The organism is Halpernia humi (assembly GCF_900108025.1).
GTDB lineage: Bacteria > Bacteroidota > Bacteroidia > Flavobacteriales > Weeksellaceae > Halpernia > Halpernia humi.
The window spans coordinates 39,695-55,480 of sequence record NZ_FNUS01000008.1 but is presented as its reverse complement, the minus strand read 5'-3'; the positions used below and the strand labels follow the sequence as shown (position 1 = coordinate 55,480).

The following is a 15,786-nucleotide window of genomic DNA, read 5'->3' as shown; positions in this document are numbered from 1 at the left end:
ATAATTTTGTTATTTTATATTTACTGATTATCAGTTCTTTACATTCCAAAAATTTAGTATAACTAACTTTGAATCATTGCCAACTTTAATAATCGAAACCTGTGAAACGTACTCCTTTTGGAATTAACAAAATTATCCTTCCTTGCTTAGCATTTAATATTTTTAAAGTGTACTTCGCGGAATCACTATCTACACAATAAATCTTATTATAATTATAAAAAGCGAAATTAAATCCTCCATCAACTTTGTCAAAAAGTCTATAACTATATTTTGAATCTTCGTGGTGTACAATTTTATTATTTTTTAAAAAAATAATACTTTCTCCAACCAAACCATCCTCTGATGAATTTTCTAAATATGGATAATCATAACCTAATTTATTATCAATTAAGGTTTTGTTATTTGAAAAAATGATCTTATCCCATTTAAAAGGAAATTTATTTTTCAGATTTATCATGTCATACCCTTTGGCAACTTGGTTGTCTAAAGTGGTAAACATAATTGATTTTTTCTCACATCCTATTAAAAATATGATTAACATTATTAAAAAATGCGTGGATTTATTTTTCATAAAAAAAATTAATTACCATGAACCGCTTCCCTGCTGCGCAAAGTCTCCCGACTTTGAGCCTTAAAAAAAACCGAAGGCGCGGATTTACGAACCGTTACGAATTAAAAATATGGTTTGCCCATCAAAATTATCAATTATTATTGTTTTAAATTTTGGTGAATTTTTTATAAATAAAAGTAAGAAAAAAAAGTTTATTTGTGGTATGTTTTACGAGCACGGATTGCAAATCTGCGCTATCGATATCGGCGACATCGGATTTTGCTTATTACGGGCTCAAAGTCACAGACTTTGCGCAGCGGGGGATACTCATACCAGTTTGTTACATTATACTCTTGTTATTTAATACCATATTTTTATTTTTTACTGATTATCAATACTTTATCTTCTACAATTTAATTATCACTAACTTTAGAACATTACCAACTCTATTCTTTAAAGTCAATGTAGAAAATGCTGTCTTTTCTAAAAACCTGTATTTTAGTGGAATTTCTATTTTTTGCAATCGAATCTCCTTCTTGAATGCGATTATAAACATGTCCTAAATATATTTTTTCACCATTTTTCAAAATTGCATAGTCAATACTATGATTTTTTAAGTCAGTGTATATTTCCACAACCTTTCCATTATAGTCTTCTTTCTTTAAAGTTATATTATGGAAGGTTGCTCCACCATAATAATTCGCAATAATATTGATGGCGATTACTATCATGATGAAAATAATTAAATGAGTAATATTGTTTTTAAGAAATTGCATTTTTAAAACTTAAATGTTCTTCCGCTGCGCAAAGTCTCCCGACTTTGAGCCTTAAAAAACCCAATGTCGCGTATTTACGAACCGTGACGAAGTAAACATATTGTTTGCCCATCAAAATCATCAATTATTATTGTTTTAAATTTTGGTGATTTTTTTTAATAAAAGTAAGAAAAAAAAGTTTATTTATGGTAAGTTTTACGAGCACGGATTGCAAATCTGCGCTATTAGGTAAATATTTCTGTGCAAGATTGAAAGGTGTATTAAAATTTAATAAAAAAAGTGTTCTTTCTTTTTCCCAATTCTTATCGGGATGGAAAATAAACGAACTTATAGCCCTGATTGAAATGAAAATCCTTTTTTGTCTCGTCCCTAGACGAGACAAAAAAGATTGTAATGGAAAGCAGGAAGAGTCTTCAAAATAAACTAAAATCTTCGGGCTTCTAATTTTTTTAAAAAGCCGCTTTTAAAACACGTTCCAGATTAGCGCTTTTCCCCATAGAATAGTAGTGCAAAACGGGCACTTTATTTTTCAATAAATCTTTGCTTTGCTCTATGCACCACTCTATTCCGATTTCTTTGGCTTCTTTATTATCCTTAGATTTCGCAATAGCAATCACCAAATCGTTGGGTAAATCTACTTTAAACCGATGCGGAATCATACTCAATTGGCTTTTCGTGACCAAAGGTTTTAAGCCGGGAATTATCGGCACGGTGATTCCTATTGCGCGGCAACTATCTACAAAATCATAATATTTTTGATTATCAAAAAACATTTGCGTGATGATATAATCTGCGCCCGCTTCAACTTTCTTTTTTAAATGGTATAAATCCTGCTCAAAACTTGCCGCTTCCATGTGTTTTTCCGGATATCCTCCCACGCCAATGTCGAAATTTGTGCAAGAAGAATTTTGCAAAGTTTCATCTAAATATTCTCCCGAATTCATCGCTTTTATTTGCTTCACCAAGTCTTTTGTAAAAGCATGCCCATCTTTTTCTGGTCTGAAATAAGTTTCGGTTTTCACCGCATCGCCACGTAAGGCCACTACATTTTCGATTCCCAAAAAGTCGATTTCTATCAAAAAATTTTCCGTGTCTTCTTTGGTGAAACCGCCACACAAAATATGTGGCACCGCATCTACGTGGTATTTATTTTGGATTGCGGCACAAATTCCCACAGTTCCGGGGCGCTTTCTTACGACGCGTTTTTCTAAAAGTCCGTCGCCGCGCTCGATATAATCGTATTCCTCTCGGTGGTAAGTGACGTCGATAAATTTTGGATCGTATTCCATCAAAGGATCAATCGCATCAAAAATGGACTGTATATTTTGCCCTTTCAAAGGCGGAAGAATTTCAAAAGAAAATATGGTTTTGTCTTTTGAATTATTGATGTGTTCTGTTATTTTCATATTTTATTACGCTTCTGACGTTTCATCTTTTGTATGATTTTTAATTTCATCCATTAGATATTTAATAATGAATTTGGTAATTTCTTCAAAAATTGGCTGAGGATTTTCTGAATATAAAATTTCTTTTAAATAAATTTCATTTTTCATCAGACCAAACATAGTTTCTGAATAAAATTTATAAACATTAATTTCTAAAGTCTTATTTTTAAACTCAAACATAATCTCAAAATCTAAAGTATATTTTCCAGCAACGGCTTCTTCAAAACAAAAATTATATATTGCTTTAGAATTATTTAATTTCAATAAATTATTAAAAGCAACTGAATGAAAATCGTTAGAATTAACAAATCCATATTTTTTTTTATTAAAATTCACATAAAAATTTTGAAAAAACTGCTCAATTTTATTTAACTTAGGAAATAAATATTCAAAAAAACCTCTTATGTAAGTTTCAATCAAAAAATCTTTATCTTCTTGAAAATCAACCGTTTTTATATTTTGAACATTCATTTCTTTGGTAAAAAGATCTATCTCTTTGTCTAAATCATCTGGTTCATTTATATTCTCTCCAGCAAGTGCTTTTTCATAAATATTAAAACTGTGGGATATATTTTCTACAAACAATAAAATTAAATCTTTATAAATTCCATTGTCTGCTATGTTTAAGGCAGAATAATATTGATTTTTATCTTTATTTTTAATCACAATAACTGGATATTGATGTTGTAGCAAAATAAAGTTGCTGATAATTCTTGCCAATCTTCCGTTTCCATCATCAAAAGGATGTATTGCTGTAAATTTATGATGAAAAATTGCTGAAAGAAGAATTGGGTGTAAGTTGTCTTTTTCTGCTTCTTTCAACCATTCTAAAAGTTCATTCATTTTGAAAGGAACTTCTTCAGGATTTGTGTAGTAATGAATATCTCCCGAAATTGTTTTTACGTGATTAGGCGAGGTTTTGTATTGTCCAATTTTTATTTCCTTTTGAAAGTCAATTCCTTCTGGTGAAATTGTTGTAGAAAAATAAGGCTCTACCAAAATAATTTTATGCAGATCTTTAATATCATTTTCCGAAAGTGGACGGTTTTCTTTAATTAATTGAAGCATAAATTGAATGGCTTCATTATGACCTTTTATATCCAAATGATCTTTAAAAGGTTTTCCTTTTGCGGTAAGTCCGAAATTGAGAAACGCAATAGTTTCGCCATAACTTAATTGGTTGCCTTCAATTGCATTAGAATTATAATTCCAATCTAATTTTAATTTTTGAAAAACTTTATCTTCCATTTCTTTTGAAAAAGGACGAAATTGATCTATTGATAGTTTTTGTTCATCAACAGATATTATCTCTTCTAAATTTTCAAATTCACTAAATTTTTTCATAATTAAATTTTTTATAAAAATACAATTTAATCCGCTAAATTCGGATTCAACCAACGTTTAGCATAATCATAATCCACATTTTTTCGCGCCACATAATCTTTCAGTTGGTCTTCTTTTATTTTCCCCACACCAAAATACTTCGCCTGCGGATTTGCAAAATAATACCCGGAAACTGCCGCAGTCGGAAACATCGCCATACTTTCTGTTAATTCCAAACCAATATTTTCTTTTACTTTCAGAAGTTCCCAAATCGTTGGTTTTTCTAAATGATCCGGACAAGCGGGATAACCCGGCGCAGGACGAATTCCGGAATATTTTTCGGCAATTAAATCTTCATTTGGCAAATTTTCATTTTCTGCATAACCCCAGAATTCGGCTCTAACTTTATAATGTAAAAATTCTGCAAAGGCTTCTGCAAGTCTGTCCGCCAATGCTTTCACAATGATTGCGTTATAATCATCACCTTTATCGTAGAAAGTTTGCGCAAATTCTTCGCAACCAAAGCCCGTAGTTACTGCAAATGCACCAATATAATCTTGTTTTCCGGATTCTCTTGGCGCAATAAAATCACTTAAGGCAAAATATTTTTTCCCAGCCGATTTTTTTAATTGCTGCCTTAAAGTATGGAATTTTTTAAAGGTTTTTCCCTTTTCATCAAACACCAAAATATCATCTTCATTATTGGAATTTGCAGGGAAAATGCCAAAAATTCCTTTTGCGGTAAATAATTTCTCGTCAATAATTTTCTTTAATAAAACCTGGGCTTCAGCAAAAAGTTCTGTCGCTTGTTCGCCCACGATTTCATCAGTTAATATTTCCGGATATTTTCCATGTAATTCCCACGCACGAAAAAACGGCGACCAATCTATAAATGGTAAAAGTTCTGCTAAATCCTGATTTTCAATGATTTTTATGCCTAGAAAATTGGGTTTCGCAATTGTTTCATGTCGCCAGTCGATTTCAAATTTTTGAGCGCGTGCTTCTGCAATTTTCACATATTCTTTTTCAATTTGTCGGTTGAGAAATTTCTGCCGAAAATCTTCATAATCTAATTTTAATTCTTCTTTATATTTTAAATGATTTTGATCTAATAACTGCGAAACAACGCCGACTGCACGCGAAGCATCATTTACATGAACGACAGTTTGCGAATATTTTGGAAAAATTTTAACGGAAGTGTGCGCTTTTGAAGTGGTTGCACCGCCGATTAACAAAGGGAATTTTAAATTTTGCCGCTCTAATTCATCTGCAACGTGCACCATTTCATCTAAACTTGGCGTGATCAAACCACTTAAACCAATTACATCAACTTGATGCTCAATCGCCGCTGCAATAATTTTTTCCGCCGGAACCATCACGCCCAAATCTATGATTTCATAGTTATTACAACCCAAAACCACGCTCACAATATTTTTCCCGATATCATGAACATCGCCTTTCACGGTTGCCATTAAAATTTTTCCGTTGGGTTTTGCTTTTTCATCTTTTAAGGCTTCGATAAATGGTTGCAAATAAGCGACGGCTTTTTTCATCACACGCGCCGATTTCACCACTTGCGGCAAAAACATTTTTCCGCTGCCGAACAAATCGCCCACAACGCTCATTCCGGCCATTAAATTTATTTCAATCACATCCAAAGGTCGGGCAGATTGCAATCTTGCTTCTTCTACATCTTCAATAATAAATCGATCCGTTCCTTTCACCAAAGCGTGCGTAATTCTATCTTGTAATGAATTTTTGCGCCATTCCAGTTCTTCTACGACATCTTTTTTGACTGATTTAATACGTTCAGAATAATCTAAAAGTCGCTCTGTGGCATCTTCTCTTCTATCAAGCATCACATCTTCCACTAAATCCAGCAATTCTTTTGGGATATCGTCGTAAACTGTTAATAAACTTGGGTTTACAATTCCCATGTTCATTCCTGCTTTTATGGCGTGATACAAGAAAACGGAATGCATCGCTTCCCGAACATTATCATTTCCGCGGAATGAAAATGAAACGTTGGAAACGCCGCCGCTCACTGAAACGTAAGGTAAATTTTCTCGAACCCATTTTGTAGCACGGATAAAATCTAAAGCGTTTTTGCGGTGTTCTTCCATTCCGGTCGCAACAGGAAAAATATTCAAATCGAAAATGATATCTTCAGGCGGAAAATGGACTTCATTAACCAAAATATCATAACTTCTCTTGCAAATTTCTATTCTTCGGTCATAATTATCGGCTTGTCCCTTTTCGTCGAAAGCCATCACAATAACTGCAGCGCCGTATCTTTTTATTTTTTTTGCTTGTTTAATAAACTCTTCCTCGCCGCCTTTTAAACTGATAGAATTTACCACACATTTCCCCTGAACAACCTGTAAACCGGCTTCTAAAATTTCCCATTTAGAAGAATCGATCATTAGTGGAATTCGGGATATATCGGGTTCAGAAGCAATTAAATTTAAAAATTTTACCATGCAGTATTTGCCATCAAGTAAACCGTCATCAAAATTGACATCCAAAATTTGCGCACCATTTTCTACTTGATGCAAAGCCACTTCCAAGGCTTCAGAAAATTTTTCTTCTTTTATTAAGCGCAAAAATTTCTTTGAACCTGCAACATTAGTACGTTCGCCAACATTAATAAAGTTGGATTCTGGGGTGATGATTAATGGTTCGAGACCAGAAAGTTTAAGGAATCTGGTTGTCGGTTGTCGGTTGATAGTTGTCAGATTTATCGTATCATTTTCCATTGTTCAAATTTTTATAATAATTGATAAATCCGTTTACAAGTTTTTTGCATAATAAAATTTGATCCGATATCTCTGCAAATTCTATTTCCGAAATATAATTTTGATCTAATGACAAATAAATCTGAGTTTCCAATTCGTAAAGTGAACCCCTTGATATATGTAAAAATTGAATGGTATCATTTGACGTTCTTCTTCCGCAACCTTCTGCGATATTTGAAGGAACTGAAACTGCACATCTTATAATCTGATTTATTAAACCAAATAGTTCTTCTTTAGGAAACCCTTTAGTCTTGTCATAAACTAAATTCGTTAATTTCCTTGCTTCCTTCCAAACCTCTAAACTGATAAATTCCATAAACTGTTAACTAAATAAATTTTAAAATACTGACAACTATAAACTGACAACCGACAACTTTCTTGGTTCAAAATCTTTCACCAAATTTGCAATCGCTTTGATATGTTCCGGCGTTGTTCCGCAGCAACCACCGATGATGTTGATGAGTCCTCTTTCCGCATATTCTCTGATTTGTTCTGCCATAAATTCTGGTGATTCATCATATTGCCCAAAAGCATTTGGCAAACCTGCATTTGGATAAGCAGAAATATAAAATTCTGAATTATTGGCAAGACTTTCTAAATAGGGCGTTAATTGTTTTGCGCCAAGAGCACAGTTTAAACCAACGCTTAAAAGGTTTAAATGAGAAATTGAAATCAAAAATGCTTCTGCGGTTTGTCCGCTCAAAGTTCTACCCGAAGCATCAGTTATCGTTCCCGAAACCATAATCGGAATTTTGATGTTTCTTTCTTCCTGTATTTCATCAATGGCAAAAAGTGCGGCTTTAGCATTTAAAGTATCAAAGATTGTTTCTACCAAAAGTAAATCTGAACCGCCGTCTAAAAGTGCTTCTGCTTGCTGTTTGTATGCAATTCGCAATTCATCAAAAGTGATCGCGCGAAAACCCGGATCATTGACGTCGGGAGAAAGACTTGCAGTTCTGTTGGTTGGTCCCATAGAACCCGCAACGAATCTTGGTTTTTCAGGATTTTTTAAAGTAAATTCTTCACAAACTTTTTTGGCGATTTTGGCAGATTCAAAATTGAGTTCATAAACCAGATCTTCCATGTGATAATCAGCCATCGCGATGGTTGTTCCGGAAAAAGTATTGGTTTCAATGATATCTGCGCCGGCTTCTAAATATTTCCGGTGCACTTCTGCGATTGCTTCCGGTTGGGTTAAAGACAATAAATCATTATTTCCCTTTAAAGAAAATTTCCAGTCTTTAAAACGCTCGCCGCGGTAATCTTCTTCTGTGAATTTATAGCGTTGAAGCATCGTTCCCATTGCGCCATCTAGCACAAGAATGCGTTTATTGAGTTCGGTCTGTAATAATTGGTTTGAATTCATTTTCAAAATTTTAAATAAAATAATTTTGAAAATGCTGCCTTTGAAAGGTAGAATTAAATTTAAGTTATCTTCTCCGCCAGTGGCGGATAGAATGTAGCACCTTTTCTCCGAAGAGAGGTTGCCAAGGTTTCTTAGGGTCTATTCCCTCCACCTTTCTGGATAACATTTTCAATATTTAAAAGAACAATTCTGATGCAAAGGTAGAGAATTTTTACCTAAATATGTTAAATTTTTAATTAAAAAAAAAGTAATTAAAAACAAATATCACATTGGCTCAAAATGATAATATAAGAAGTATTAATCGGTCTTTATAAAGCAATTACTTCTTTTAAAAATTATTAATTTTGCAGAAAAATAAATAAGACAATAATCTATACCGATGAAAAATATGAACACTGAAAATGAAAGATTGAAAGATGAAGCTTGGCGTGAGTGGGGACCTTACGTGAGCAATAGACAGTGGGGAAATGTGCGCGAAGATTACAGCCCAGATGGAAATGCTTGGGAAAACACAAGCCACGACCAAGCCGAAAGCAAAGTTTATAGATGGGCAGAAGAAGGGATCGCAGGCCTCAGCGACAGCAAACAACTACTCTGTTTCGCTTTTTCATTTTGGAATAAAAAAGATAAAATGGTAAAAGAGCGCTTTTTTGGCGTTTCTAATTACCAAGGAAACCACGGCGAAGATGTGAAAGAATTGTTTTATTATCTAGACAATACGCCAACGCACACGTACATGAAAATGGTATACAAATACCCAATTTCAGCTTTTCCCTATGATCAATTGGTTCAAGAAAGTTTAAGGCGAAGCAAAAGCGAACCCGAATACGAATTAATAGACACAGGGATTTTTAACGAAAATAAATATTTTGATATTTTTATTGAATATTGCAAGGTAGATGCAGATGATATCTTTATTCGCGTTACTGCGTGTAACCGAAGCAAAGAAAATGCACCACTCGTAATTTTACCGACGATTTGGTATAGAAATAACTGGAGTTGGGGTTACAATGATTATAAGCCAGAATTAAAAAAATCAAAAAATGGCGTTATCGATATTTTGCACGATAGTCTTTCTATAAAAAAGTTTTACGCCAGAAATGCAAATTCAGAAGCACTTTTCTGCGAAAACGAAACTAATATTTCAAAAATTTACAACAGACCAAAAACAGAAGGCTATTTTAAAGATGGTATTAATGATTTTATAATAAAAGGCACTAAAACGGTAAATCCAAAAAAAATAGGAACAAAAGCCTGTTTTAAAATCGACACAGAAATTGCGGCCGGAGAATCAAAAACTTTCGATTTCAGATTGTCGCCGCACGAAATGAATGATGCATTTTATGATTTTGATGAAATTTTTGAAATTCGAAAAGAAGAAGCAAATGATTTTTACCAGAATTTACAAGCCAATATCCCGAACGAAGATGAAAAAAACGTGCAAAGACAAGCCTTTGCTGGCCTTCTCTGGAACAAACAATTTTACCACTATAACATTGCAAAATGGTTAAAAGGCGATCCCAATTTAGAAGCGCCACGCAATTTCAAAAATTTTGTACGAAATACAGAATGGAAACATTTGCACAATAAAGACATTATTTCAATGCCCGATAAATGGGAATATCCGTGGTATGCAACTTGGGATTTGGCGTTCCATTGTGTTTCTTTCGCCATGATTGATGCTGGTTTTGCAAAAAATCAATTGACACTTTTAACCAAAGAATGGTACATGCATCCGAACGGACAAATGCCCGCTTATGAATGGAATTTAAGTGATGTAAATCCGCCAGTTCACGCATGGTCTGTCTTTAGGGTTTTTAAAATTGATGAAAATATCAATGGGAAAGCCGACATTAAATTTCTGGAAAGTGTTTTTCAAAAATTATTATTAAATTTTACTTGGTGGGTAAACCGAAAAGATATCAAAGGAAACAACCTTTTTGGCGGTGGATTTCTCGGTTTGGATAATATCGGTGCCTTCGACCGAAATATGGAAATGAAAGATGGCGAACATCTTGACCAAGCCGATGGAACCAGTTGGATGGCAATGTATTCTTTAAACATGATGCGAATTGCGATGGAACTCGCGATGTATAATGATGTTTATGAAGATATGGCGATTAAATTTTTCGAACATTACCTTTATATCGCAGATGCAATGGAACATATCGGAGATGGTAAAAATGGACTTTGGAATGAAGAAGACGGCTTTTTCTATGACGTTTTGCAACTTTCAAACGGCGACAGTATTTCCTTAAAACTTCGCAGCATCGTCGGTTTAATCCCAATGTTTGCCGTAGAAGTGATTGATCATGAAATGATAGAAAGCCTACCAAAATTTAAAGAAAGAATGGATTGGGTTTTGAGAAATAAACCAGAACTCACCAAATTGGTTTCTCATTGGCAAGTAGAAGGTGAAGGTAAAAAGCATCTTTTAAGTATTTTACGAAAAACAAGATTAACCAAAGTGTTACACAGAATGCTTTGCGAAGAAGAGTTTTTGGGTGATTATGGCATTCGGGCAATGTCGAAAATTTATGAAAAAAATCCGTTTATTTTTTACGCGCATGATCGCCAATATGTGGTGCATTATACGCCCGCAGAAAGCGATAGTTCTATGTTTGGCGGCAATAGCAACTGGCGTGGACCAATTTGGTTTCCTATTAATTTCTTAATTGTGGAAAGTTTGCAAAGATTCCATTATTATTATGGCAACAATATCAAAGTAGAATTCCCCACAAACAGTGAAAATTATTTTAACTTAAATGAAGTTGCAGAGAAATTGAGCAAGCGACTTTGCAGTATATTTTTAAAAGATGAAAACGGCAACCGGCCATTTAATGGCGGTGTAGAAAAATTCAACCAAGACCCTTATTTTAAAGATTATATTTTATTTCACGAGTATTTTAATGGCGATACCGGAAAAGGTTTAGGCGCGTCACACCAAACCGGCTGGACTTCTACCGTTGCGAAAATGTTGCAACCAAGAAATCTTTTAAGTGGTTTAAATAAAGAGTTGATTACGAGGGATTAGGTAAGAAAGTAATTTTTGTGGAAGTGAATATTTTCAGTGTATTCGTAACTATTTACGCTCCATTATATTTCCATTTGTATCAAATAAAATACATGGAAATTGAACGCCTGGATATTTTCCAAATTTTTTATAGTCAAAGCTTAGTATTTTTTCTCCTTGACCAAGATAAAGTAGAACCTTATTGTCAGGCAAAAGAAACCAAACTGAAGAACCTTGTTCTTTATCTGTAATCTCAAAAAATATTGCTTTCTCTATAAAGCTTCGTTCAAATCTATAATTGCATCCACAATGATTCCTTTCCGAAATTTTTATTGCTTCATTTAAATCAAAAGTTGGTTTTAGGTTATTTTTTTGTAAAAATCTAAACTTTTAATGTAATCATCTTGTTTTTTCCATTCTGCTGGATTTTTATTTACGCCATCAATATCATAATCATTTATCGGTTTATTATTAAAAAAATAAATATCCAATTTCGATTCTGGATTTTGAGAGAGGTAATTTTTAACAAAATTAATATTTTGAACTTTTTCAACAATTCTTTTATATTTTAAAAGTAAAGAATCTTTTGTATAAAGTTTTTTTCCAACTACTTCCGCCAAAAATTGGATGTTCACATTTGGTAACATTTCATCATTATGAAGAGAAATTTTTATAGTTTTTCCCTCATCCCAAATATATCTTCCTCTTCCATAAACCTCTTCGAAAGAATCAACTTTAAAATTTGATTTTAAACCATTAATGTCGTCGATGTAAGAATATGCTGAAAGTTTATATAATTCGTTAATATTAGACTCAATAATTTTATTAACTAAATATTTTAAAAGTTCATCATCATGAAGTGGTTGTTTATTTTTAGAATTTTCATTAAAAACATCTTCAACTATTTTTTCTATTTTATAATTGTAAATCTTATTTCCTAAATTATCTGTCCACGGAAATTTATAACCGTAAGAAAATTTGCGTGACTTGTATTCGTTTAAAAGAGTTGAATTATTGTAAACTTTTATGATGTATTGATTTCGATAATAATTATGCATTGAGTAACAACAGCCATTATCAAAATATTCCTTTTGTTTTTCTTTATAATTAGAGATATTGCTTAGTTCTTTTATAATGAAATTTCGTTGCTCTTTATTCCAACTTACATCATTTCTATTATCGTAAAGCGAAATCAATTTTTCTGGATTATTTTTTATAGAAATTGTATCAATTCCAAATTTTGAAAGCAATGATTCATCATTTTTTTCCGACAATAATTTATATAAGTTTTGAATTTCATTTTTCTTTGAAATCACTTTACTGAAAACTTTGTATAAATTTTCAGATTCTTCTCCAAATGAAGCACTATAAACAACTTTGGTGATTTCGATTTTTGTTGCATCATTTTGAGAATACGTTTTAATTGAAATAAATAAAACAAAAAATAATAAAAAGTTTTTCATGATAATTTTATTTATTCCTTACAAAATCCCTCTCGCTTTTATTTCCAAATATTTATTAATTACTTCAATATTTAGATTTTCTGGCGCGGTATAAATGCTGTAAATGCCGTATTTTCTTAATTCTTGAATGATGAGTTTCTTTTCAAACTCAAATTTTTCTGCGATAATTTCATCATAAATTTCCTGCATATTTTCAGGATTTTTGTGGATGAGTTCTTGCAATTCAGAATTTTTAAAGAAAACCACCACCAAAACGTGGTTTTTTGCAATGCCGCGCAAATATTTCATTTGTCGGTTTACGGCGTCTAAAGTTTCAAAATTAGTGAAGAGTAAAAGCAAACTTCGCTGCGTAACATTAAATTTTAAATCTTGATACAATCGGCTGAAATCGCTTTCGTAGAAGTTAGTTTGGATATTGTAAAGTGCTTCGGAAATCTTGCGCAATTGTCCACTTTTGTTTTCTGCTGCGACTTTATTTTCAGTTTTTTTAGAAAAAGTCATCATTCCTGCACGATCCGATTTTTTTAAAATAATGTGGCTCAAAGCCATCACGGCGTTAATAGAATAATCTAGCAAACTCAAGCCATTGAAAGGCATTTGCATCGTTCTGCCTTTATCAATCAGCATAAAAATGCGTTGCGCTTTTTCATCTTGAAATTGGTTCACCATCAATTGATTTCGTTTCCCAGTCGCTTTCCAATTAATCGTTCTAATGTCGTCACCTGGAACATATTCTTTAATTTGCTCAAATTCCATTGTGTGGCCAAGTTTTCGAATTTTTTTGATGCCACCCAATAAAAATTCATTCTGCAAAGCCATCAATTCATATTTCCGAAGATGAATAAAAGATGGAAAACTAGGCAAATTTTCATTTTTCTGAAAAGTAAAACGTCGCGAAACGAAGCCCAATCTACTTTCTGCATAAATATTGAGATTTCCGAAACTGTATTCGCCACGTTGTTTTGGCGTAAGAATATACTTTAAAAAAACATTATTTCTAGGCAAAATTTCTTTAAAAATAAAAAAATCTCGAACTTGAAACTGGAAAGGAATTTCATCTATAATTTTAACTTTAATTTTAAAATTATAATTATTTTTTACGTCTAATTTCACTTCGTTGTCATCGCCATTGCTCAATTTTTCAGGTAAGATTCTGACCGCAGAAACACCATTTTTAGTATTAAATAAAAACAAATAATCTATAAAAAACGCCACAAAAACTAATACCAGAACAAAATGAGCAACATTTAGAATAAAAGGAAAGAAAAAGCCTAAAATATAGAGAATTCCCACGCCGAAAAGTGCGAAGAATAAGCGGTTGTTCAGGAAGAGGTTTTTCATAATTTAAATTTTTCTCGCAATGTCGCAAAGATTTTACGCAATGCTCGCAAAGGTTTTTATTGCTTATAAAGATTAAAAAAACGTTTGTTCAACTATTAAAATTTATTTCAAATTTTGTCCTTTTTTTTAACTTAATAGTATTATTCTATAATTTTACTTAAATTTTTCTCGCAATGTCGCAAAGATTTTACGCAATGCTCGCAAAGGTTTTTATTGCTTATAAAGATTAAAAAAACGTTTGTTCAACTATTAAAATTTATTTCAAATTTTGTCCTTTTTTTTAACTTAATAGTATTATTCTATAATTTTACTTAAATTTTTCTCGCAATGTCGCAAAGATTTTACGCAATGCTCGCAAAGGTTTTTATTGCTTATAAAGATTAAAAAAACGTTTGTTCAACTATTAAAAATTTTAAACGTAAGGAAAAGGTTTTTCATAATTTAAATTTTTCTCACAATGTCGCAAAGATTTTACGCAATGCTCGCAAAGGTTTTTAATGCTTTTAAAAAATGAAATTTTCAACTATTATTTTATAAATTTAATACCTAAAATCTTTTGTTTCTTTCGCCTGTTAGCAAACTGATTTTTGATTAAAAAAATTTATCTCGGGATTTCAATACTTTCCAAGATTTGTCTGATAATTTCATCCGCCGTTAAACCCTCCATTTCACGCTCTGGGGAAACCATTATTCTGTGGCGCAAAACCGCAAAAGCTGAATCTTTAATATCTTCTGGCGTTACAAAATCTCTTCCACGAATGGCAGCAAATGCTTTTGAAGCAACAAGCAAAGCCAAACTTGCACGTGGCGATGCGCCTAAATATAAGAATTGATTTTCCCTGGTGTTCACAATTATTTTTGCGATATAATCTAATAACTGCGGCTCCACTAAAATTTCTTTTACCAAATGTTGATATTGCGACAATTGCGTTGCAGAAATCACTTGATGAACTTCACTTGTTTTATCGTCTAATTTACTTTCGTGCTGGTTTTTAATAATCTGAATTTCTTGTTCCAAATTTGGATAACCGACTTCAATTTTAAATAAAAACCGGTCTAGTTGTGCTTCAGGAAGCCTGTAAGTTCCTTCATGCTCGATCGGATTTTGTGTTGCAACTACTAAAAAAGGTTCATTCATTTTATATTCCGTTCCGTCCATTGTGATTTGGCGCTCCTCCATTACTTCAAAAAGTGCGGCTTGAGTCTTTGCCGGCGAACGGTTAATTTCATCAATCAAAACAAAATTTGAAAAAATCGGTCCTTTTTTAAATTCAAATTCAGAGTTTTTGATATTAAAAATGGAAGTTCCTAAAATATCCGACGGCATCAAATCCGGCGTAAACTGAATTCTGCTAAAATCGACCGCAATAGTTTTTGCCAAAAGTTTCGCCGTAATTGTTTTTGCAACGCCTGGAACACCTTCGATAATCACGTGCCCATTGGAAAGCAAAGCCGCCAAAAGATGTTCTATCATTTTTTCTTGGCCGACAATTACTTTTCCGATTTCGGCTTTTACGCGTTCGAGGTTTTCCCGCAATTCCGCCATATCTAATCGGGATTCGAAAGCAGGATTTGTATTTTCCGGTTCTATATTTTCGTTTTCCATATTCTTAAGTTCTGTGTTTTCGAAGTTTTCCATAAATTTATTTAATATCGTGATTTGGAATTAGCTAAAGTCTTTTTAAGACGGCTTCGAAGAAGCCGAACTATTATA

Annotated in this window: 11 protein-coding genes and 1 riboswitch; of the genes, 1 reads left to right on the top strand and 10 read right to left on the bottom strand. The window is 32.7% G+C overall.

All coding sequences use genetic code 11. The annotated features are described in order from the left end of the window. Positions 1-85: 85 nt before the first annotated feature. The 7 genes from C4S29_RS13875 to C4S29_RS13840 all read right to left on the bottom strand — a co-directional run bounded on the left by C4S29_RS13875 (position 86) and on the right by C4S29_RS13840 (position 8,255). A complete protein-coding gene (locus C4S29_RS13875; RefSeq protein WP_103914710.1) occupies positions 86-499 on the bottom strand; it encodes a hypothetical protein in 414 nt (137 codons plus the stop codon). Between the two features lie 497 nt (positions 500-996). After that, on the bottom strand, positions 997-1,326 hold the full coding sequence (locus C4S29_RS13870) for a hypothetical protein (protein ID WP_103914709.1): 330 nt from the start codon (positions 1,324-1,326) through the stop codon (positions 997-999). A 449-nt stretch (positions 1,327-1,775) separates the two neighbouring features. Beyond that, entirely contained in the window at positions 1,776-2,732 is a 957-nt protein-coding gene (metF, locus tag C4S29_RS13860; protein WP_103914707.1) for a methylenetetrahydrofolate reductase [NAD(P)H], read from the bottom strand. A gap of 6 nt (positions 2,733-2,738) precedes the next feature. Next, on the bottom strand, positions 2,739-4,115 hold the full coding sequence (locus tag C4S29_RS13855) for a Fic family protein (RefSeq protein ID WP_103914706.1): 1,377 nt from the start codon (positions 4,113-4,115) through the stop codon (positions 2,739-2,741). Between the two features lie 26 nt (positions 4,116-4,141). Further along, positions 4,142-6,850, bottom strand: coding sequence for a methionine synthase (gene metH / locus C4S29_RS13850; protein WP_103914705.1), 2,709 nt, complete (start codon positions 6,848-6,850; stop codon positions 4,142-4,144). After that, a complete protein-coding gene (locus C4S29_RS13845; RefSeq protein WP_103914704.1) occupies positions 6,840-7,205 on the bottom strand; it encodes a four helix bundle protein in 366 nt (121 codons plus the stop codon). Before C4S29_RS13845 ends, metH begins: the two co-directional genes overlap by 11 nt. 36 nt (positions 7,206-7,241) lie before the next feature. Next, the gene (locus C4S29_RS13840; protein WP_103914841.1) at positions 7,242-8,255 is read right to left on the bottom strand and encodes a homocysteine S-methyltransferase family protein; all 1,014 of its coding nucleotides are present in this window, start codon (positions 8,253-8,255) and stop codon (positions 7,242-7,244) included. Between the two features lie 61 nt (positions 8,256-8,316). Then, positions 8,317-8,421: riboswitch (SAM riboswitch) on the bottom strand. 222 nt (positions 8,422-8,643) lie between these two features. On the opposite strand from C4S29_RS13840, the gene C4S29_RS13835 reads away from it, so the two are divergent. Further along, positions 8,644-11,289, top strand: a complete 2,646-nt coding sequence (locus C4S29_RS13835) for an MGH1-like glycoside hydrolase domain-containing protein (RefSeq protein WP_103914840.1) — start codon at positions 8,644-8,646, stop codon at positions 11,287-11,289. Positions 11,290-11,627: 338 nt separating this feature from the next. Here the strand turns inward: C4S29_RS13835 and C4S29_RS13830 are convergent, their stop codons facing one another. From C4S29_RS13830 to C4S29_RS13820, 3 genes are all read right to left on the bottom strand, one after another. Further along, on the bottom strand, positions 11,628-12,731 hold the full coding sequence (locus C4S29_RS13830; protein WP_103914703.1) for a hypothetical protein: 1,104 nt from the start codon (positions 12,729-12,731) through the stop codon (positions 11,628-11,630). Positions 12,732-12,749: 18 nt separating this feature from the next. After that, positions 12,750-14,072 carry a DUF58 domain-containing protein gene (locus C4S29_RS13825; protein ID WP_103914702.1) on the bottom strand — a complete coding sequence of 441 codons (1,323 nt, stop codon included), beginning with the start codon at positions 14,070-14,072 and terminating at the stop codon, positions 12,750-12,752. Between the two features lie 601 nt (positions 14,073-14,673). Next, positions 14,674-15,678, bottom strand: a complete 1,005-nt coding sequence (locus C4S29_RS13820) for an AAA family ATPase (RefSeq protein WP_394338676.1) — start codon at positions 15,676-15,678, stop codon at positions 14,674-14,676. Positions 15,679-15,786 lie beyond the last annotated feature (108 nt).

Bases quoted from the DNA above. Each gene is read 5' to 3' on its own strand.
- C4S29_RS13875 (WP_103914710.1), bottom strand. From the start codon at position 499: ATGTTTACCACTTTAGACAACCAAGTTGCCAAAGGGTATGACATGATA.
- C4S29_RS13870 (WP_103914709.1), bottom strand. From the start codon at position 1,326: ATGCAATTTCTTAAAAACAATATTACTCATTTAATTATTTTCATCATG.
- metF (WP_103914707.1), bottom strand. From the start codon at position 2,732: ATGAAAATAACAGAACACATCAATAATTCAAAAGACAAAACCATATTT.
- C4S29_RS13855 (WP_103914706.1), bottom strand. From the start codon at position 4,115: ATGAAAAAATTTAGTGAATTTGAAAATTTAGAAGAGATAATATCTGTT.
- metH (WP_103914705.1), bottom strand. From the start codon at position 6,850: ATGGAAAATGATACGATAAATCTGACAACTATCAACCGACAACCGACA.
- C4S29_RS13845 (WP_103914704.1), bottom strand. From the start codon at position 7,205: ATGGAATTTATCAGTTTAGAGGTTTGGAAGGAAGCAAGGAAATTAACG.
- C4S29_RS13840 (WP_103914841.1), bottom strand. From the start codon at position 8,255: ATGAATTCAAACCAATTATTACAGACCGAACTCAATAAACGCATTCTT.
- C4S29_RS13835 (WP_103914840.1), top strand. From the start codon at position 8,644: ATGAACACTGAAAATGAAAGATTGAAAGATGAAGCTTGGCGTGAGTGG.
- C4S29_RS13830 (WP_103914703.1), bottom strand. From the start codon at position 12,731: ATGAAAAACTTTTTATTATTTTTTGTTTTATTTATTTCAATTAAAACG.
- C4S29_RS13825 (WP_103914702.1), bottom strand. From the start codon at position 14,072: ATGAAAAACCTCTTCCTGAACAACCGCTTATTCTTCGCACTTTTCGGC.
- C4S29_RS13820 (WP_394338676.1), bottom strand. From the start codon at position 15,678: ATGGAAAACGAAAATATAGAACCGGAAAATACAAATCCTGCTTTCGAA.